This window comes from Microbacterium sp. AK009 (genome assembly GCF_013410955.1).
Classification (GTDB): domain Bacteria; phylum Actinomycetota; class Actinomycetes; order Actinomycetales; family Microbacteriaceae; genus Microbacterium.
Map to the genome: position 1 here is coordinate 336,630 of NZ_JACCCG010000005.1, position 18,915 is coordinate 355,544.

General features: G+C 69.1%; 23 protein-coding genes. 9 read left to right on the forward strand and 14 right to left on the reverse strand.

The genetic code is table 11. The features are described from left to right. Positions 1-390: 390 nt before the first annotated feature. The 6 genes from ccsB to HDC37_RS13145 form a co-directional block, all read right to left on the reverse strand. Entirely contained in the window at positions 391-1,422 is a 1,032-nt protein-coding gene (gene ccsB, locus HDC37_RS13120) for a c-type cytochrome biogenesis protein CcsB (protein ID WP_179560822.1), read from the reverse strand. A gap of 192 nt (positions 1,423-1,614) precedes the next feature. Next, positions 1,615-3,339: a cytochrome c biogenesis protein ResB gene (locus HDC37_RS13125; protein WP_179560823.1), complete on the reverse strand. Its 1,725-nt coding sequence runs from the start codon at positions 3,337-3,339 to the stop codon at positions 1,615-1,617. Beyond that, entirely contained in the window at positions 3,320-4,201 is an 882-nt protein-coding gene (locus HDC37_RS13130) for a cytochrome c biogenesis protein CcdA (RefSeq protein WP_179560824.1), read from the reverse strand. Before HDC37_RS13130 ends, HDC37_RS13125 begins: the two co-directional genes overlap by 20 nt. Beyond that, entirely contained in the window at positions 4,198-4,806 is a 609-nt protein-coding gene (locus HDC37_RS13135; RefSeq protein WP_179560825.1) for a TlpA disulfide reductase family protein, read from the reverse strand. The genes HDC37_RS13130 and HDC37_RS13135 overlap by 4 nt, the downstream gene beginning before the upstream one ends. Beyond that, positions 4,803-5,432 (reverse strand): histidine phosphatase family protein, encoded by a 630-nt coding sequence (locus HDC37_RS13140; RefSeq protein WP_179560826.1) that lies wholly within the window; start codon positions 5,430-5,432, stop codon positions 4,803-4,805. Before HDC37_RS13140 ends, HDC37_RS13135 begins: the two co-directional genes overlap by 4 nt. Positions 5,433-5,515: 83 nt before the next feature. Continuing rightward, positions 5,516-6,166 carry a DedA family protein gene (locus tag HDC37_RS13145; RefSeq protein WP_179560827.1) on the reverse strand — a complete coding sequence of 217 codons (651 nt, stop codon included), beginning with the start codon at positions 6,164-6,166 and terminating at the stop codon, positions 5,516-5,518. A 118-nt stretch (positions 6,167-6,284) separates the two neighbouring features. Between HDC37_RS13145 and aspS the strand changes: the two genes are divergently transcribed. Then, the gene (gene aspS / locus HDC37_RS13150) at positions 6,285-7,625 is read left to right on the forward strand and encodes an aspartate--tRNA(Asn) ligase (protein ID WP_179560828.1); all 1,341 of its coding nucleotides are present in this window, start codon (positions 6,285-6,287) and stop codon (positions 7,623-7,625) included. A gap of 10 nt (positions 7,626-7,635) precedes the next feature. On the opposite strand, the gene HDC37_RS13155 is transcribed toward aspS, so the two are convergent. The 5 genes from HDC37_RS13155 to HDC37_RS13175 all read right to left on the reverse strand — a co-directional run bounded on the left by HDC37_RS13155 (position 7,636) and on the right by HDC37_RS13175 (position 9,784). Then, positions 7,636-7,893, reverse strand: coding sequence for a glutaredoxin family protein (locus HDC37_RS13155; RefSeq protein ID WP_179560829.1), 258 nt, complete (start codon positions 7,891-7,893; stop codon positions 7,636-7,638). 75 nt (positions 7,894-7,968) lie between these two features. Beyond that, positions 7,969-8,262 carry a rhodanese-like domain-containing protein gene (locus HDC37_RS13160; RefSeq protein WP_179560830.1) on the reverse strand — a complete coding sequence of 98 codons (294 nt, stop codon included), beginning with the start codon at positions 8,260-8,262 and terminating at the stop codon, positions 7,969-7,971. Positions 8,263-8,348: 86 nt separating this feature from the next. Continuing rightward, positions 8,349-8,447, reverse strand: a complete 99-nt coding sequence (locus HDC37_RS13165; RefSeq protein ID WP_003792170.1) for a 30S ribosomal protein bS22 — start codon at positions 8,445-8,447, stop codon at positions 8,349-8,351. An 83-nt stretch (positions 8,448-8,530) separates the two neighbouring features. After that, positions 8,531-8,722: a helix-turn-helix domain-containing protein gene (locus tag HDC37_RS13170; RefSeq protein WP_124294081.1), complete on the reverse strand. Its 192-nt coding sequence runs from the start codon at positions 8,720-8,722 to the stop codon at positions 8,531-8,533. Positions 8,723-8,848: 126 nt separating this feature from the next. After that, positions 8,849-9,784: a TetR/AcrR family transcriptional regulator gene (locus tag HDC37_RS13175; RefSeq protein ID WP_179560831.1), complete on the reverse strand. Its 936-nt coding sequence runs from the start codon at positions 9,782-9,784 to the stop codon at positions 8,849-8,851. A gap of 76 nt (positions 9,785-9,860) precedes the next feature. Here HDC37_RS13175 and HDC37_RS13180 point away from each other — a divergent pair, with 76 nt between their 5' ends. Continuing rightward, on the forward strand, positions 9,861-10,787 hold the full coding sequence (locus HDC37_RS13180; protein WP_179560832.1) for an ATP-binding cassette domain-containing protein: 927 nt from the start codon (positions 9,861-9,863) through the stop codon (positions 10,785-10,787). Then, positions 10,784-11,578: an ABC transporter permease gene (locus HDC37_RS13185; RefSeq protein ID WP_179560833.1), complete on the forward strand. Its 795-nt coding sequence runs from the start codon at positions 10,784-10,786 to the stop codon at positions 11,576-11,578. Before HDC37_RS13180 ends, HDC37_RS13185 begins: the two co-directional genes overlap by 4 nt. Positions 11,579-11,584: 6 nt before the next feature. Here the strand turns inward: HDC37_RS13185 and HDC37_RS13190 are convergent, their stop codons facing one another. Beyond that, positions 11,585-11,998, reverse strand: coding sequence for a helix-turn-helix transcriptional regulator (locus HDC37_RS13190; protein WP_179560834.1), 414 nt, complete (start codon positions 11,996-11,998; stop codon positions 11,585-11,587). Positions 11,999-12,067: 69 nt separating this feature from the next. Between HDC37_RS13190 and HDC37_RS13195 the strand changes: the two genes are divergently transcribed. The 3 genes from HDC37_RS13195 to HDC37_RS13205 all read left to right on the forward strand — a co-directional run bounded on the left by HDC37_RS13195 (position 12,068) and on the right by HDC37_RS13205 (position 14,696). Beyond that, a complete protein-coding gene (locus HDC37_RS13195) occupies positions 12,068-13,504 on the forward strand; it encodes a TrkH family potassium uptake protein (RefSeq protein WP_179560835.1) in 1,437 nt (478 codons plus the stop codon). Then, on the forward strand, positions 13,497-14,168 hold the full coding sequence (locus HDC37_RS13200) for a TrkA family potassium uptake protein (protein WP_124294084.1): 672 nt from the start codon (positions 13,497-13,499) through the stop codon (positions 14,166-14,168). Before HDC37_RS13195 ends, HDC37_RS13200 begins: the two co-directional genes overlap by 8 nt. Positions 14,169-14,318: 150 nt before the next feature. Continuing rightward, positions 14,319-14,696 (forward strand): nuclear transport factor 2 family protein, encoded by a 378-nt coding sequence (locus tag HDC37_RS13205; RefSeq protein ID WP_179560836.1) that lies wholly within the window; start codon positions 14,319-14,321, stop codon positions 14,694-14,696. A gap of 28 nt (positions 14,697-14,724) precedes the next feature. Here the strand turns inward: HDC37_RS13205 and proC are convergent, their stop codons facing one another. Beyond that, positions 14,725-15,567: a pyrroline-5-carboxylate reductase gene (gene proC, locus HDC37_RS13210; protein WP_179560837.1), complete on the reverse strand. Its 843-nt coding sequence runs from the start codon at positions 15,565-15,567 to the stop codon at positions 14,725-14,727. Between the two features lie 96 nt (positions 15,568-15,663). Here proC and HDC37_RS13215 point away from each other — a divergent pair, with 96 nt between their 5' ends. Next, positions 15,664-16,788, forward strand: coding sequence for an alpha/beta hydrolase (locus HDC37_RS13215; protein ID WP_257021480.1), 1,125 nt, complete (start codon positions 15,664-15,666; stop codon positions 16,786-16,788). A 16-nt stretch (positions 16,789-16,804) separates the two neighbouring features. Next, on the forward strand, positions 16,805-17,731 hold the full coding sequence (locus HDC37_RS13220) for an LLM class F420-dependent oxidoreductase (protein ID WP_179560838.1): 927 nt from the start codon (positions 16,805-16,807) through the stop codon (positions 17,729-17,731). Between the two features lie 12 nt (positions 17,732-17,743). Here the strand turns inward: HDC37_RS13220 and HDC37_RS13225 are convergent, their stop codons facing one another. Continuing rightward, positions 17,744-18,175, reverse strand: a complete 432-nt coding sequence (locus HDC37_RS13225) for a nucleoside deaminase (protein WP_179560939.1) — start codon at positions 18,173-18,175, stop codon at positions 17,744-17,746. A 78-nt stretch (positions 18,176-18,253) separates the two neighbouring features. Between HDC37_RS13225 and upp the strand changes: the two genes are divergently transcribed. Next, the gene (upp, locus tag HDC37_RS13230; protein WP_179560839.1) at positions 18,254-18,886 is read left to right on the forward strand and encodes a uracil phosphoribosyltransferase; all 633 of its coding nucleotides are present in this window, start codon (positions 18,254-18,256) and stop codon (positions 18,884-18,886) included. Positions 18,887-18,915: the final 29 nt, after the last annotated feature.

Below are 18,915 nucleotides of genomic sequence, written 5' to 3' on the forward strand. Positions count from 1 at the left end.
TCCCCGGGCAGCGATCCCGCACCTGCTGGGACACGCGGCGGCGGATGTCGCAGAACATGCGGCTGCGCCGGCCGCGAGCCGCAGCTTCTGCGACATGCGCGGGGAGCCGGCGCCCGCGCCCACGCCGGCGGCGCGGTCGAGGACGGAACTTCGCCACGGCACCCGCAGCAGCCGTCGCCGACGGCCGGCGCGGGCATTGCTCGCAGGCGAAGACGCCATCCTCCGGAAGACGAGGCTCCGGGTCATCCGGAATCGCGGTTCCCACCGGCCGCAGGTGTCTGACACTCACGTCGCGGCCTCGGAGGTCTCAGAACGTGCCGCCATTCCGGCGCAAGATCACGCGTTCTGCGACACGCAGCGGGTGCGGGCGGATGCCGCGCGGAGCGCGACTCAGCTCAGGCCGCTGTAGGCGTGCAGGCCCTTGAAGAACATGTTCACGATGGTGAAGTTGAACAGCACCGCGGCGAAGCCGATGATCGACAGCCACGCCGACCGCGAGCCGCGCCAGCCGCGCGTCGCCCGCGCGTGGATGTACCCGGCGTAGAGCACCCAGATGACGAACGTCCAGACTTCCTTGGTGTCGAAGCCCCAGTAGCGACCCCACGCGTCGTTGGCCCAGATCGCGCCGGCGATGAGCGTGAACGTCCAGAACATGAAGCCGATGATCGTGAAGCGGTAGGCGAGCGACTCCAGCGCCTCCGACCGCGGCAGGGTGCGCAGGAACCCCGGGCCCTTGGCCTTCGTTTCGCGACGCGACTGCATGAGCTGCAGGATCGACAGACCGAACGCCAGCGCGAACAGCGCCGTCGCGAGCGACGCGACGAAGACGTGGATGACCAGCCACACGCTCTTGAGGGGGTCCATCAGCGGCACGATCTCGACGTAGAACGCCAGGGTCGCGCCGCCCAGGAGCAGCACGGTGAGCCCGGTGATGAGCGAGCCCAGGAAGCGCAGATCGGACCGCACGAGTGCAGCGAGGTAGACCGCGATGATGAGGAGCGTGCCCGTCAGGGCGAACTCGTACATGTTCGACCACGGCACCCGCTCGGCGGCGATGCCGCGCGTCACGGTGGCACCGAGGTGGAAGAGGAACCCCAGCACAGTGAGAACCGTGCCGAGTCGCGCCCACACCAGGCGAGGCTTCTTCGCACCCTCGGCCTGCGTCCACGACAGCGAATCGGAACCGGATGCCGCGGGACCGGCGCTCCGCGCCCGGGTCGTCGATCCGACGGCCGCGGCCCCGACGAGCTCGCGCGACTCGGTGCGGACGGTGCCGCTCGCGGCATCCTTCTCCTCGATCGCCGACGCTGAACGGCGGGCGAGGTCGATCGCGTAGGCGACGAAGGCGAGGGCGTAGATCGCGATGGCGGTCCAGACCAGCAGAACCGAGACCGAGTCGAGTGTCAGGGCGGCGTCGGGCATGGATCCCAGTCTACGCGCGGGCTTCGACGCCGAGCCGGCGTTGGTTCGCCGTCGTGAGATCCCGTCGCCCCTTTACGCCGGTCTCGTCTCGCCGAGAAACCACTCCCCCCGGCGAAACACCATCGCGCGAGTCAGGTCTCGGCGCAGATGTGGTCTCTCGACGGAGGAGGCCACGAAACCGGATGCCGCGGGCTAGACCCGCTCGCGAAGCACGCCGGCCACGGCGTCGCCGTGACGCTGCGAGAACTGGTCGACCGCCCCTGCCAGGCCCGGGTCCTCGCCGCGCGCGAGCCCCGCGTATTCGAGCGAGACGGCTCCCTCGCCGTCGCCGTCTCCGGCGACCGGGGTGGCCCGCACCCACATGCGGCGACGCGGGACGAAGAGGCCCGCGAGCAGCCCCACCATGGCGAGAACCGAGAACGCCAGCACCCACGGCGCGCCCACATCGCGGTGCACCGACAGCGACACGTAGCGCTTGACGGACTCGTCGTACCCCTGCGCTCCCTCGGTCGCCTCGTCTTCGAAGGTGATCGTCCCGCGTCCGCCGGGCAGGTCGGCGGTGTCGCCGGGGGCGAGCTGGATCGAGTCGACGCCGGTGTCGCCACCGGTCAACCGGTCCATGTCGCCGGTGTCGAGCGCGTATACCGAACGAGGAATACCGCCGTCGATCCCCAGGTCGCCCTCGTAGACGTCGAGCGAGACGACGGGGTTGATGAGCGCCGGGTAAGCCGAGGTGAATGCCCCGGTGTCCAACGGAGCCTCGGTCGGGTAGAAGAACCCGACGAGGCCGAGCTGCTCCGACAGTCCGTCGGGGATCTTCACCACGCCGAGCGAGGTCATGTTCGTGTCCTGCGGCAGGAACGGCACCGCCTCGGAGAACACCACCTCGCCCGCGGGATCGCGGACGGTGAGGGTCGGGGCGTACCCGTTTCCCATCAGGTAGATGCGGTCTCCGGCGAGCTCCAGCGGCGCGTTGACGCGCACCACGCCCTCCTGCGGCTCCTCCCCGGCGAGCTGCGTGGTGAGGTTTGCGGCGAAGTCGCCCGCCTGCCCCGCGCCGTTGGAGCCGACCGGCTGGTAGGTCACCTCGAAGTCCTCGAGGGTCATCGAGTAGGGCACGAGCTGCTCTTCGTCGACGAACCGGCCGGGGTTGAACGAGGAGTAATCGAGCAGAGAGTTGACCCAGGTGCGCCCCTCGATGATCACGCTCTGCCCGGTGTAGGTGAAGCCGCCGCCGATGCCGACCGCGAGCAGCACGCCGACGAGCGCGCCGTGGAACAGCAGGTTGCCGGTCTCGCGCATGTAGCCGCGCTCGGCCGACACCGACAGCCCGTCGTCGTATCGCTCAACGCGGTAGCCGGCGCGACGCAGCTGATCGTGGGCGAGGTCGATCGCGAGGCGCGCGTCATCCGTAGCATCCTCCGACGGCACCGGCACGACCCGCGTGCGGTGGTCCTCCAGCCTCGCCAACCGCGCAGGTGTGCGGGGCGGACGGGCGCGCAGGGCCTTCCAGTGGTGCTTGGTGCGCGGGATCACGCAGCCGATCAGCGAGATGAACAGCAGGATGTAGATCGCCGAGAACCAGGGCGAGCTGTAGACGTCGAACAGGCTCAGGTTGTCCAGCACCGGCGCCAGGTCGGGGTTGTCGGTGAACCACTGCGTGACACCGTTCGGGTCGGCGCCGCGCTGCGGGAAGATCGAGCCCGGCACGGCGGCGATGGCGAGAAGCAGCAAGAGCACGAGCGCCGTGCGCATCGACGTCAGCTGCCGCCACGCCCAGCGCAGCCAGCCGACGATCCCGAGGGCGGGTTGGTCGGGTGCGGATGCGCCGGAGTCGGCGTGGTCCGCAGGCCGCAGCGGATCCGCGGCGACACCGCCACCGACAGCGGCGCCGGCGTCAGAGCGGGAGCGGGACACTGAGGAACACCCCCTGCAGCTGCGCCATGATGGCGGTCCAGACGCCGGTCACCATCAGCAGGCCGAGGATTACCAGCAGGGCGCCCCCGACGAGGTTGACGGTGCGGATGTGGCGGCGAAGGAACGCCACCGATCGCGTCGCCCAGCCGAAGCCGAGGGCGAGCAGGATGAACGGGATGCCGAGGCCGAGCGAATATGCCAGTCCGAGCATGCCCGCCCGTACCGGGTCGCCGAAGTTCCACGACATCGCGAGGATGGCGCTGAGCGTCGGGCCGATGCAGGGCGCCCAGCCCACGCCGAGCGCGAGACCGAGCAGGGGTGCTCCGACGAGGCCCAGGCTGCTGCGGATCTGCGGCCGCGCGATTCTCTGCGCGAACCCGAAGACCCCGATGAACACCAGGCCGAGGAGGATGACCACGACACCGAGCACCCGCGTGATGAGGTCGGTGTACTCGACGAAGAAGCGCCCGAGCGTGCCGCCGAAGATGTTGATGGCCATGAACACGACGGTGAAACCGGCGATGAAGAGCAGGGTGCCGAGCACGAGGCGTCCCCGGGCAGGACGCGCACCCGCGGCATCCTCGTCACCGACCGCTCCGCCCGCGTCCGCGCGCGGGGAATCGGTTGAGAGGAGGACGCCCGAGGCCGAATCGTCCGCGTCCGGGCCGATCGTCCGCGCGCCGGCCGGCGCGGAAGCGCGCACCGCCGCTGGTCGCGGGGCCACCGCACCGCCGATGAACCCGAGGTAGCCCGGCACGAGCGGCAGCACGCACGGCGAGAGGAACGACACCAGCCCCGCCGCCACCGCGATCGGCAGCGCGAGCCAGAGGGCGCCGTCGGCGACCAGCGCGGAGATGTTCACGACGGGTCCGCCAGTTCGCCCACGATGGTGTCGAGCACCGACGCGTCTTCGAGCTGGCCGATGATCCGCGCTGCGACCCGCCCTTCGCGGTCGAGCACGAGAGTGGTGGGCGTGGCGTTCAGCGGCGTCCGCTCGGCGAAGGCGAGCTTGATCGAGCCGTCCTCGACGGCGAGCGCGCTGGGGTAGGTGACCCCGTAGGTCTCGGCGAAGGCGAGCGACGCCTGGGCCGAGTCGTAGGTGTTCACCCCGAGGAACGACACGCCCGCGTCGGCGTACTCCTGGTTGACCTCCTCGAGGAACGGCGCCTCGACGCGGCACGGCGCGCACGCGGCGTACCAGAAGTTCACCACCAGCACCTCACCGGCGTAGTCGGCCTCGGTCACCGTCGAACCGTCGTCGAGGACGCCCGAGAAGGCCACCGGCTCCCCGCGATCGGCCTCGGGGATCTCCACGACCCGGAAGTCGCCGGCGATGAACCCGGTGTTCGCGCCCTCCCGATACTGCTCGGCGAGCGGATCGCTCGTGCAGGCGGCCAGCCCGCCGACGAGCACGAGGGCGAGAAGAGCGGATGCCGCGGCCCGGCCGCGACGCATGAGGGAGGTCATACGGCCCCCTCGTCGCGCGCGCCGGCCAGACTCGCCGGTTCGACGTAGCCGACCTCGGTCCACTTGTTCTTCACCATCTCGAAGCTCGTCACACTCGACAGGGCGCAGCGGCGCTCGCGAGGATCGTGGCGGGACGGGAGGCCGGCCGCGGCGAGGTGGGTGACCCAGATCGGCAGCTGATGCGAGACGATGACCACGTCGCCGCCGTCCACCGCCTCCCACGCCTCGGTCATCGCCGCGTTCATCCGCGCGATCACCTCGTTGTAGGGCTCACCCCAGCTGGGCAGGGCGGGGCGGCGCAGGTGCCGCCAGTTCCACGGGTTCAGCAGGGCTCGAAACATCCGCTTCCCCTCGAACACGTTCGTCGGCTCGATCACGCGCTCGTCGACGATGGGCTCGAGACCGAACGCCTCGGTAAAGGGCTCGGCCGACTCGCGGGTGCGCTGGAGCGGAGAGCACACCAGGCGACTCACCCCGCGCCCGGTCTCGCGGACGTATGCAGCCGCCTCCTGCGTCATCCGTCGCCCCTCGGCGCTCAACCCGTAGCCGGGGAGGCGGCCGTAGAGCACGCGACGGGGGTTGTCGACCTCCCCGTGACGCACGAGATGGAGGCGATCGGCGGGCACATGCCCAGTCTAAAGGCGCCGCTTCTGGGGAGATTCTGAACCATGCTCGGCGTCGAGAGATCGGCTCAGCGACGCCCTCGGACTCAGCCCTCGGCCTGTCGTTCGTGCCTCAGCGACCTCACACGCGACACCACGAACCACACCACCGCGATCACCACCGCGGCGATGACGAGATACTGCAGGATCTCGGCGTACTGCTCCACGACGGGCCATGCCTCGCCGAGGAAGAAGCCCGAGAGCACGAAGATCGTGTTCCAGATAAGACTGCCGCTGGCGGTGAGCAGACCGAACTTCCACAGCGGCATGCGGGTGATGCCCGCGGGGATGGAGATGAAGCTCCGGAAGAGCGGGACCATCCGTCCAAAGAACACGGCCTTCCCGCCGTGACGGTGGAACCACGCCACCGTCTTATCGATGTCTTCGCCCTTCATCAGGGGGATCCGATCGGCGAGCCGCCGCAGCCGGTCGACGCCCAGCCACGCACCGAGGCCGTAGAGCACGAACGCACCGACGATCGACCCGAGCGTGGTCCAGATGAGCGCCTCGGCGAGCGTGAACGACCCTCTGCTGGCGGTCAGTCCCGCCAGCGGCAGGATGACCTCACTGGGGAGGGGCGGGAACAGGTTCTCCAGCGCGATGCCGATGCCGGCCCCGACCGGGCCGATCACCTCCATGAGCGAAACGGTCCAGTCGATGAGTGCACCCAGCCATGAACCGTCGCTTTCCGAAGCCATCCGTCCAGGGTAGGCGGTCGAGATCACCGGCACCTGTGCGTCAGCCGCCGGGTCTTCTCCGGGATACCCCCCACCCCTGGCCGGGGGCGCCGAGACCCGCCGACTAGACTCGACCCTCGTGAGCGAACGTGTGCTGGTGGAAGAACTGCAGGGTCGTGCCGACGGGGCGGTCACCGTCTCGGGATGGGTCGAAACCGTCCGGGACCAGAAGAAGGTGCAGTTCGTCATTCTGCGCGACGAGACCGGAGCGGTGCAGCTGGTCAATCCCGCCACACGGCCGACGGAGGAACCGTCGGATCAGGATGCCGCGGCGCTGGCCCTCACGGAGACGATCTCCGGCCTCGCGACGGGAACCTTCCTCACCGTGCACGGCGAGCTCAAGCACGACGAGCGCGTCAAGCTCGGCGGGGTCGAGGTGAAGATCGGATCGCTCGAGATTGCCGCCGCCGCGCTGCCTGAGACCCCCATCGCCGCCGACAGCGGCATGGACAAGCGCATGGACTGGCGCTTCCTCGACCTCCGTCAGCGCCGCAACAACCTCATCTTCCGCGTGCAGACGACGCTCGAGCACGCGATGCGGTCGTACTGGGTGGAGCGCGACTACATCGAGATCCACTCCCCCAAGCTCATGGCCAGCCCGTCGGAGTCGCGCGCCGAGCTCTTCCAGCTCGAGTACTTCGGCGACCAGACCGCGTACCTCGCGCAGAGCCCGCAGCACTTCAAGCAGATGGCGCAGGCCGCCGGCTTCGGCAAGGTCTTCGAGATCGCCGACGCGTTCCGCGCCGACCCGTCGTTCACCAGCCGCCACGCGACCGAGTTCACCTCGATCGACGCTGAGATCAGCTGGATCGACTCGCACGAAGACGTCGCCGCGATGCAGGAGGAGCTCCTGGCCACCGCGTTCGCCGCGGTCAAGGAGAATCACGGCGACGAGATCCGCGAGCTGTTCGGCATCGAGGTCGAGGTGCCCGCGGTGCCCTTCCCCCGCATCCCGCTCGCCGAGGCGCGCGAGATCGTCGCCGCCCGCGGCTACGAGATCCCCCGCGCCGACGGCGACCTCGACCCCGAGGGTGAGCGCCAGCTGTCGGCGCATGTGAAGGAGACCTTCGGGCACGACTTCGTGTTCGTCACCGACTACCACGCCGAGATCCGGCCGTTCTACCACATGCGCAACGAGGAGACCGGGCTCACCAAGAGCTACGACCTGCTCTTCCGCGGCACCGAGATCACGACGGGCGCACAGCGCGAGCACCGGGTCGAGGTGCTCGAGAAGCAGGCGGCGGAGAAGGGCCTCGAGCTTGAGGGCCTCGAGCACTACCTCGACTTCTTCCGGTACGGCGTGCCCCCGCACGGCGGCTTCGGCATGGGCCTCGCGCGGGTGCTGATGCTGCTGCTCGGCGAGTCGTCGATCCGCGAGGTGACGTTCCTGTTCCGGGGTCCGACGCGCCTCGCGCCGTAGTCCCTGAGCGTCAGGACTGTCTGGCTTCGCGAAGCGCCGTGCCCAGGCGATCGGCCGATACGCGCCAGTAGGTGTGAAGACGTCCGTCGATGAGCACGACGGGGATCTTCTCCCACCATTCGGCGTGCAGCGCAGGGTCGTCGACGATGGAGCGGTGCTCGACCGTGACCTCATCCTCGGGGAAGTCGGCGACCACGGCCTCGACGACGCCCTGCGCGACATCGCACAGGTGGCAGTCGGGCTTTCCGATGACGGTGAGAGTGGTCACACCCGCCATTTTACGCGGCGCACGATGGTCGGGGTCGGTGTGCGGTCGGCCCCTCCTTCGCCGATGCGCCCGGCGTCAGCGCTCGATCGGGAAGCCCGCCTCGGCCCACGCGCTCGTGCCGCCTTCGACATTGGTGGCGTCGTAGCCGCGCGCCTCGAGTGCCTCGACCACACGGGCCGAGCGCCCGCCCACGGCGCAGACGACGCGGAACGGCCCCTCGGGCAGCTCGTCGATCCGCTCACCGAGCGTCGACATCGGCAGGTTGATCGCACCGGGCACGCGCCCCTCGGCGAACTCATGCTCCTCGCGGACGTCCACGAGGGGGAGATCCGGGTTCTGCTGCAGTTCCTGAACGGTGATCGTCTTCATGATTCCTCCGAACGTCGGGCACCGGGCGACCGCGCCACGAACACGAAGCGCCCGTCCATCGGACAGGCGCTCGGTGTCGGTGCCGCTTACTTCTTGTTGCGGCGCTGGTGGCGAGTCTTGCGAAGCAGCTTGCGGTGCTTCTTCTTCGCCATGCGCTTGCGGCGCTTCTTGATGACTGAACCCACGGAAAACCTCACTATGTCGGGGTCTGATCGCACGGGCACGCACGATCGGGAACGGGCAAAAGCGGAAAATGCCTCGGGTCAGTCTAGCCGACGTCGGCGATGGGCCGTTGCAAGGCTTCGGTGACCGCGGATTCGGGCACGCGGTAGCTCCGCCCGAAGCGGACGGCGGGGAGCTCGCCCGCGTGCACGAGGCGGTAGACCGTCATCTTCGACACCCGCATGAGCTCGGCCACCTCAGCGACGGTGAGGAAGCGGACATCCGGCAAATCAGCCACGGTGCCCCCTTCCGGCGCTCGGCTCGCTTTTTGCAGTTCTGCTGGGCCTACTTTATGGGGTCGCCGCGACGCGTGTAAACCCGTGTGACTCGTGAGTTCTCCGCAGTCCGCCGGCGCCGTGCACCGTCACTGCCCCGGGGAACCCTTCGGGCGACGTTCGCGGGCTTCACGCGCCGCGACACGCATCGCCGTCCGCGCGGTTCGCAGTGCCTTCTCCGCCTGCCGGACTGCCCGGCGAGCCTCGCGATATCGGCGGTCGTCGGCGATGTCGACGTCGTCGGACTCGGGCCACGATGCGGATGCCGGGGCGGGAGCGAGGTCGGCAGTGAAGGCGTCGATGTGGGCGGCGACGCCGTCAAGACTGAGTTCGAGGATGAACGCGAACGGGTCCGCCTCATCGAGGAAGACACCCGCGTCGATGGCGGCGCGCAGGTCGGGGAACGCGTCGGCGGTGATGAGGTGGCGGAACACCGCGTCTTCGCTCCGGGCGACCGCCTCGGCGTCCGCTCCTCGGTCTCGCTCGATGCGGGCATACGCCGCGAAGACGATCCCCGCCCATCGGGCGTGGCCGGTGACCATCAGCACCACAGCGAGGCGTTCACTGGCCGGAAGCGGCGTTTCGGCCAGGACATGGAGACATGCATCCATCCAGGCGGCGCTGTTCGGCGTTGTCGGCGCCCCGGCGATCGGAATATCCAGCAGCCAGGGATGCGCCAAGTACAGCGCCACTTGCTCGCGGTAGATGGCGCGAATACCCTCCCGCCAGTTCCCCGCCGACCTCGCCTCGTCGGACGGAAGACCTGTCGCCTCTTCCTGCATGAGGAGGATGAGGTCCTCCTTCGCACTGACGTAGCGGTACAACGACATCGGGGTGTAGCCGAGCTTCGCTGCGACCGCAGCCATGGACACCGCCGACAGACCCTCCGCGTCCGCGATCTCGACGGCGGCCTCCACGATCCGCTCGACGCTCATCTCGCGCTTCGGGCCCCGCTGCGGGCTCGCCGCGACGCCCCACGCGAGGGCGACGCCGCGAGGAAGGGCGAAGTCGCCGTCATCCGTCATGAGTCCACACTAGAACTATCTACGTTATAAACAGTATGTTACGGTCATAAACAGTTTATGGCGTAGAGGAGCGGGAATGGGTACGCAGGAACACCACGGAGACGAGGAGGCGTTCGCGATCCGGATGACGGGCGTCGTCAAGCGCTACGGCTCGCGACAGGTCCTCGACGAGATCGACCTCGCCGTCGCGCGGGGCGAGATCTTCGCGCTTCTCGGCGCGAACGGGGCGGGGAAGACCACGACGGTCGAGATCCTCACCACGCTGCTGCGTCCTGATGGGGGCAGCACCCAGGTCGCGGGATGGGACGTGGCTACGCACCCCGATGAGGTGCGTCGACGCATCGCACTCACCGGCCAGTCCGCCGCCGTCGACGACGTACTCACCGGTCAGGAGAACCTCGTGATGGTGGCGCGGCTGTGCGGACTGTCGCGGCGTCGGGCACGATCGCGCGCAGCCGAACTGCTCGAGCAATTCGCCCTCACCGACGCCGGAGCACGCCGTGCCGGGACGTATTCGGGCGGCATGCGACGACGTCTCGATCTCGCCCTCAGCTTCGTCGTGCGCCCGGAGGTGCTCTTCCTGGACGAACCGACCACCGGCCTCGACGCGCGCAGTCGTCGCGAGCTCTGGCAGGTCATCCGCTCGCTGCGCGACGCGGGCACCACGGTGCTCCTCACCACGCAGTACCTCGAGGAAGCGGACGAACTCGCGGATCGGATCGCTGTGCTCAACGGCGGCCGGATCGTCGCGACCGGCACCCCCGCGGAGCTGAAGGCCCGCGTGGGCGACGAGTCCGTCGAGGTGCGTGACGCGGACGGGTCGCTGCGCGGCCGCATTCCCACCGACGGCAGCCTTTCGGCTGTCCGCGCGGCCATCGATGAACTCGTCACCGCCGGCATCGACGGCACCGTCGTCCTTCGGCGCCCGACCCTTGACGAGGTGTTCTTCACCCTGACCGAATCGCCGTCCCCTCACGACCTTCACGACAGGATGCCCGCATGAGCACCGTGGCCGCCGCCCCTACCGTCCGTCCACGCCTCGCCGGCACGACAGCCGAACGCGTCTTCGTCGGCCGCAGTCTCCTCCACTCCCTTCGAGACGGCGAGTCGCTCCTGATGGCGATCCTCCTGCCGGTCCTGTTGATGCTCATGTTCACCTTCGTCTTCGGCGCCTCGATCGATCCCACCGGCGACTATGTGAACTACGTCGTGCCGGGCATCATCCTCACCTGCGCTGGGTTCGGCGCATCATCCACGGCCCTGTCGATGGCGAGCGACATGCGCAACGGCATCATCGACCGGTTCCGCACGATGCCCCTTCGCTCGAGCGCGGTGCTGACCGGGCACGTCGTCGCGAGTCTGGTACGAAACCTCGTGGCCACGGCAGTCGTCGTCGGGGTGGCGCTGCTCGTCGGATTCCGCCCGACGGCGGACATCATCGGGTGGATCGGAGCGCTCGGTGTCGTGGCCCTGTGGATCCTCGCCATCACCTACCTGTTCGCGGCGATCGGGCTCGCCGCGGGAAGCCCCGAGGGTGCGAATGCCTACGGCTTCATCCTCCTGTTCCTCCCCTACCTGTCCAGCGCCTACGTGCGGGTCGAGACCCTGCCGGAGTGGCTGCAGTGGGTCGCGGCGAATCAGCCGGTGACGCCGATCATCGAGACGATCCGGGCTCTGCTCATGGCCGAGCCGGTCGGCGACACCCTGTGGTGGGCGCTCGGCTGGTGCCTGGTGATCCTCGCCGCCGCCGTCGTCTGGGGCTCGTGGCTGTTCCGGCGTCGCACACGCCGCTGACGCGGGTCAGCGCCCGGGAAGCTTCTTCAGCGCGTTCGCGACGGCGTGCTGAGCGGATGCCGCGGCGCGCCCCACGAGCTCGGCAGCGTGGGCCGCGGGCTCAGGCAGGGAGATCAGCGCAGCAGCGTCGGCGGCGACGAGCTCAGGGGTGTCCAGGAAGGGCACGAGCCAGTCGTCCACCTCATCCAGGGGCGCGGCAAGCAGGCTGTAGTAGCGGTGCTGGCCGACCTCCCGCACCGAGACGAGGTGCGCCTCGCGCAGCACCTTCAGGTGCTTCGACACCGTCGGCTGGCTGACACCGAGGGCACTGACGATCTGCGACACGCTCGTGCCGTTCTCACCGGCGGTGGCGCGATCGAGCAGAAGCCTGAGGATGTCGCGTCGCGTCCCGTCTGCGATCACGTCGAAGATGTCCGCCATGGCTTTAGGTTAGTGCCGCCCAGCGGCGGAGTACCATGACTCAGGTTTTCTCGGCGAAAGGGGCGGCGCATGCCGACGGGCCAGGCACGTGCGCTGCGGCGCCGACTCCTTGCCGCCGGCGAACGCGCCTGGGACGCGCTGCGGAACCTCACCACCTCCTCCCCCGCGCGCTTCGCGGTGCTGGTGTTCGCGTCGCTGATCCTCGTCTTCACCGCGCTGCTGTCGCTGCCGGCGGCGACCGTCGGCGAACGCCTTCCCCTCGCCGACGCACTCTTCATGGCGGTGTCCACCATCTGCGTGACGGGCCTCGCAACCGTCGACGTCGCGACGACATTCACGCCGCTCGGCCTCGTCATCATCTTCATCGGCGTCAACATCGGGGGCATGGGCGTGCTCACGCTCGCCTCGATCCTCGGCCTCATCATATCCAAGCGCCTGGGGCTGCGCGCCAAGCTCATCGCCGCCAGCGACACCAACCCGCTCCGCAGCCACGGCGGACCCGTGAACGAGGGCCAGGCGGTGCGGCTGGGCGAGGTCGGCCAGCTCTTGCGCACGGTCGCCCTGTCGACCCTCGTGATCGAAGCAGCTGTCGCGATCGCGCTGTGGCCCGCGCTGGTCTTCGCGGGCATAGGCCCGCTCGAGGCTCTGTGGGAGGCGCCCTTCTACGCCGCGATGGCCTTCACGAACACCGGATTCACCCCCAACGTCGGCGGGCTCGAGCCGTTCGCCGACGACTACATCCTTCTGACGATCCTGATGATCGCGGTGTTCCTCGGCAGCATCGGCTTTCCGGTCATCTACGCCCTCTGGAAGAACGTCTGGCACGTCAAAGCCTGGTCGCTGCACACGAAGCTCACCCTGATCACGACGGCGGTGCTGTTCGTCGCCGGCGCCGCGGCCTTCCTCACGCTCGAGTACGACAACCCCGGGACGTTCGGCTCGATGGACGCCTGGGACACCACGTTCCAGGCCTTTTTCCTCTCCGCAATGACACGCTCCGGAGGATTCTCGGTCGTCGACATCGGCGAACTCAACGGCTCGTCGCTCGTCGTCGGGTCGATGCTCATGTTCGTCGGCGGCGGCTCCGCGTCCACGGCGGGCGGCATCAAGGTCACGACCTTGGCCGTCCTGGCTCTCGCGGTCTGGTCAGAGGCGAAAGGCCGCCAGTCGGTCGAGGTCTTCGGTCGGCGCATCCCCAGCGACGTGCAGCGCGTGGCGCTGTCGGTCGTGGCGTGGGGCGCGACGATCGTCGCTCTCTCGACGATCACCATCGCGCAGATCACCAAGGCGCCGGTCGACGAGGTGCTCTTCGACGTCATCTCCGCCTTCGGAACCGTGGGACTGTCGACCGGCCTCACCGCTGAGCTTCCCGACTCCGCCGTGTACGTCCAGGCACTCACCATCTTCATGGGCCGCATTGGTACAGTGACTCTCGCCGCGGCCGTGGCCGCGTCATCCCGTTCGCAGCTGTATTCGCTGCCCGTGGAAAGGCCGATCGTTGGGTGATCGCATCAGGGGCGACGCGCCCGTCCTCGTCATCGGGCTCGGGCGCTTCGGCGCCGCCTGCGCCGGCGAGCTCGACCGGCTCGAACGCGAAGTGCTCGCGATCGACGAGAGCCTCGAGCTCGTGCAGAAATGGTCGGACCGGGTCACACACACCGTGCAGGCCGACGCGCGCAACATCGATGCGCTGAAGCAGATCGGTGCGCAGGACTTCCAGGTCGCCGTCGTCGCGGTCGGGTCGCTCATCGAGGCATCCGTCCTCATCACCGCCAACCTCGTCGACCTGAAGGTGCCGCAGATCTGGGCGAAGGCGGTCTCGCAGTCGCACGGCAAGATCCTCGCCCGCGTCGGCGCGAACCATGTCATCTACCCCGAGCGAGAAGCCGGCGAGCGCGTCGCCCACCTCGTCAGCGGTCGGATGCTCGACTTCATCCGATTCGACGACGACTTCGTCTTGGCCAAAATGTACCCGCCGAAGTTCATCCGGGGCGTGGGACTCAACGAATCCGGCGTCCGCACCAAGTACAACGTCACCGTGGTCGGGGTGAAGAGCCCCGGCAAACCGTTCCGCTACGCGGAGGCCAACACGGTCGTCACCAACCACGACCTCATCATCGTCTCGGGGACCAACTCCGACATCGAGCGGTTCGCGGCGCTCGACCGCTGACCGGGCGCGTGCGCAACTCCTGCAGAATCGGCCGAATGGCCGTGTGGAATCGGTTGCATCGGCCCTGAGCGCACGAATTGCAGGAGTTACGCACACGCCGCGTCCGTCAACCCTGTCGCGGCCATCGGAGGACGGCGCCAGAATGCCCGCATGACGGACAGAAAGCAGACGGATGCCGCGGCGCGCCGCTTCATCGAGGCCTACCTGGTCGCCTGGCGATCCAACCAGCCCGACGACATCCGAGCCCTCTTCACCGAGGATGCGGAGCTGCGCTTCGAACCCTGGACGCCGGCGTTCACCGGTCACGACGCGATCGTCGCCGAGTGGCTGCGACGACAGGACGAGCCCGGCTCCTTCACCTTCACCTGGGATGTCGCGGGCATCGACGGCGACCGGGCGTTCATCCCGGCTGAGACGGCCTACACCGGCGGCCGGAGCTACAGCAACCTGTGGGTGATCGACCTCGCCGAGGACGGCCGGGCGCGGTCGTTCGTGGAGTGGTGGATGGACCGGTCGAAGACCAGCTGACCCGCGCTGCGGCACACGTCGCGCAGGCTCATGCCCCCGCGGCGAGTTCCTTCGCGCGCGCGAGCGCCGCGTCGGTCGCCCGCGCGAACACCTCATCGAGACGGGCCTCCTGCAGCACGGCGACGGCGCGCTCGGTCGTGCCCTTCGGGCTCGTGACGCGGCGCCGCAGCTCGGCGGGGTCCTCCCCCGTCGCCGCGAGCAGCGCCGTCGCACCGGCGAAGGTGTGCTCGACCATCACGCGGGCGTCGGCCTCGCTGAAGCCCTTGCCGATCGCCGCGCGCGTCAGCTCCTCGATGAGGAGGAACACATACGCCGGCCCCGACCCCGAGATCGTCGAGAGCGCATCGATCTGCTCCTCGGGCAGCTCGATCACCGTCCCCACGGTCTCGAAGAGACGCCGCACGACGGCCGCGTCAGCCTCGTTCGCGCCGCTCCCCGCCGCGACACCCGTCACGGCCCTCCCGACGAGCGCCGGCGTATTGGGCATGGAGCGGAACACCGCGACATCCGTCCCGAGGATCCCCTCGAACGTCGCCAGGGTGACCCCGGCAGCCAGGCTCACGACGATCGTTCCGGCGCGCAGGTGCGGGCCGATCTCACGGAGCAGGTCGGGGACCATCGCGGGCTTCACCCCGATGAGCACGATGTCGGCCTTCGCCGCCGCCCGCACATTCGCGTCGGGGTCGTCCTCGAGGGCGAGGCTCGTCACCGAGGGAACGGATGCCAGCTCCTCGGCCTTCGCACGGGAGCGGTTGGTCGCGATGATCCCTCCCGTGGCGAGGGCCGATGCCGCGATGCCCCGGAGGACCGCTCCCCCCATCGACCCTGCTCCGAGGACGGCGATGGACGGGAGAGTGTAGGCGTCGGTCATCCCGCCATCCTACGAACCCACCCCAGACGCGCCAGGGGCCCCGGGCTATAGTCGAAACGGCGGGGCGTGGACGCCCCGGGCGAGAAGGAGACCGCGATGATCATGCCCCCGAATTCGCTCTTCGACGGCATCACCTCCCGCATCCTCGACACGCCCGACGTGGCGATCAACATCCTCGAACGCCGCGGCGACGATCCCCAGACGACGCCGCAGAAGACGGTCGTGCTGGTGCACGGCAACGTCTCGTCGGCGCTGTTCTGGCAGCCCACCATGCTCGATCTTCCGAGTGACCTGCGCGTGATCGCGATCGACCTCCGCGGGTTCGGCGGCAGCGAGCACACCCCCGTCGACGCCACGCGGGGGGTGCGCGACTTCAGCGACGACGTCTTCGCCGCGCTCCAGGCGCTCGGCATCCCCACCGCGCACTTCGTCGGCTGGTCGATGGGTGGCGGTGTCGTGATGCAGTACGCCCTCGATCACCCGGTGCTGAGCCTGACCCTGCAGGCCCCCGTCTCGCCCTACGGCTTCGGCGGCACGCGCCGCGACGGTTCACGCCTCACCGACGACGACGCCGGCTGCGGCGGCGGCGGGGCGAATCCCGACTTCGTCGAACGCCTCATCGCCCACGACACCGGCGACGCGGCCCAGACCTCGCCGCGCAGCGTCTTCCGCGCGGCCTACGTCGCGCCCGGATTCACGACGCCCCACGAAGACGTCTTCGTCGAGTCGATGCTCACCACCTCGACCGCCGAGGGCAACTATCCCGGCAACTCGGTGCCCAGCCAGAACTGGCCGGGATTCGGCGCGGGACACCTCGGGGTGCTCAACACCATGGCGCCGAAGTACTTCGACGTCTCGGGCATCGTCGGCCTCGACGACAAGCCGCCGATCCTCTGGATCCACGGCAGCGTCGACGCGATCGTCGCCGACGGCTCGTTCTACGACTTCAACCACCTCGGCGCGCTCGGCATCGTCCCCGGGTGGCCGGGGTCGGAGGCGGCGCCCGCTCAGGAGATGGTCTCGCAGACCCGCGACGTGCTGAAGGCGTACCAGGCCGCCGGCGGGGAGGTCACCGAGGTCGAGCTCGAGGGTGCCGGGCACTCTCCGCATCTGGAGCGACCCGACGAGTTCCGCCGCGCGCTGCTTCTGACCATCGGCTACACGGGCGACCGCCCCGACGCTCCGCCGACCGAGGCGATCGTCATCCGTTCGGCCGACTGACCGGCCCGAACGCGCGATGGAGTACTGCGTCTTCACCGAGCCGCATCTCGGTGCGAGCTACGACGACCAGCTCGCGTTCGCCCGGGCCGCCGAGCGCCACGGGTTCCACGGATTCTTCCGCTCCGACCACTATCTCAACGGCCGCGACGAGGGCCTTCCCGGACCCACCGACGCCTGGACCACCCTCGCCGGGCTCGCGCGCGAGACGAGCAGCATCCGCCTGGGAACCCTTGTCTCCCCCGTCACCTTCCGCCACCCCGGGGTCCTCGCGATACAGGTCGCGCAAGTCGACGCGATGTCGGGCGGCCGAGTCGAGCTGGGGCTGGGTGCGGGATGGTTCGAGCGGGAGCATGAGGCCTACGGCATCCCGTTTCCGAAGAACCGTTTCGACCTCCTCGAGGAGCAGCTGCAGATCGTCACCGGGCTCTGGGAGACACCGGTGGGCGAGGGCTTCAGCTTCCTGGGCGAGAACTATCGATTGGTGGATGCCCCGGGGCTGCCGAAACCGGTGCAGCAGCCGCTGCCCCTCATCATCGGCGGCGCCGGGCGCCGGCGAACTCCCGAGCTCGTCGCGCGTTTCGCCCGCGAGTACAACGTCGGCTTCCCCACCGACGCGCAGATATCCGAACGCCTCGACAACCTCCACGCCGCCTGCGAGCGGGTGGGTCGCGATCCCGCGACGATCAGGCTGTCGGTGGCGATGTCGGTGATCGCCGGCGCCGACGATGCCGAGGTCGCCCGCCGTGCGGGCCGACTCGGGAAGACGCTCGATGACGTGCGGGACGGGGTCAACCTCGTCGGCGGGCCCGCCGAGATCGGCGAGCGCGTGGAACGGTGGCGTTCGTTCGGCATCGAGCGGGTGTACTTCCAGTTCCTCGACAACCAGGATGTCGCCCACGTCGACTACGTCGGCGAGGCGGTGCTTCCGGCGCTGCCGCGCTGACGAGCAGCCCGGTCAGCGCTTCGCGGCGAAGAACTCCTGCAGCAGCGCGGCACCGTCGTCGGCCCGAAGTCCCCCGACGACTTCGGCACGCACCGGCAGCCGACGGTCACGCAGCACATCGTGCACCGACCCGGCCGCGCCGGCCTTCTCATCCCACGCGCCGAACACCACCCGGCTCACGTGCGACTGCAGTGCCGCGCCTGCGCACATCACGCACGGCTCGAGCGTGACCACGAGGGTGCACCCGGTGAGATTCCAGGAGCCGAGGGATGCCGCGGCGGCGCGGAGCGCGACCACCTCGGCGTGAGCGGTGGGGTCACCGATGGTCTCGCGCAGATTCCTTCCTTCGCCGATGACGTGCCCCGTGGCATCCGTCACCACCGCCCCGACCGGCACTTCACCCTGGGCGGCGGCTTCGGCTGCCAGTGCGAGCGCGCGCGTCATGGCGGCGTCGTCGGCGGGGTCGGGTTGCACGTCTCCAGCGTACGGACCGACACCCCCGCCGCGGGTACCCTGGGAGCCATGCGCCTCCACGTCGCCGACCACCCGCTCATCACCCACAAGCTCACGGTGCTGCGTGACAAGACGACCTCGTCGCCGGTGTTCCGTCAGCTCACCGAGGAGCTCGTCACGCTTCTCGCCTACGAGGCGACGCGGTCGGTGAAGGTCGACCCGATCGAGATCCAGACCCCGGTGTCGCTGACGATGGGTGTGAAGATCAGCGAGCCGCGCCCGATCGTCGTGCCGATTCTGCGCGCCGGACTCGGGATGCTGGAGGGCATGGTCAAGCTCCTCCCGACGGCTGAGGTGGGATTCCTCGGCATGGTGCGCAACGAGGAGACCCTGGAGCCCACGACCTACGCCGAGCGCCTGCCCGACGACCTCTCCGATCGGCAGTGCTTCGTGCTCGACCCGATGCTGGCAACCGGTGGATCGCTGGGTGCGGCTGTCGAGTTCCTCTTCAAGCGAGGAGCGCAGGATGTCACCGCCATCTGCCTCCTCGGCGCACCCGAAGGGGTCGCTGCGATCGAGCGTCAGGTCGGCGACAAGGACGTGACCCTGGTGCTCGGCGCGCTGGATGAGCGACTGAACGAGAAGGGGTACATCGTGCCCGGCCTCGGTGACGCGGGTGACCGCCTGTACGGCACGGTCTAACGGGGACTCTGAGCCTCGTCCTGGCGACG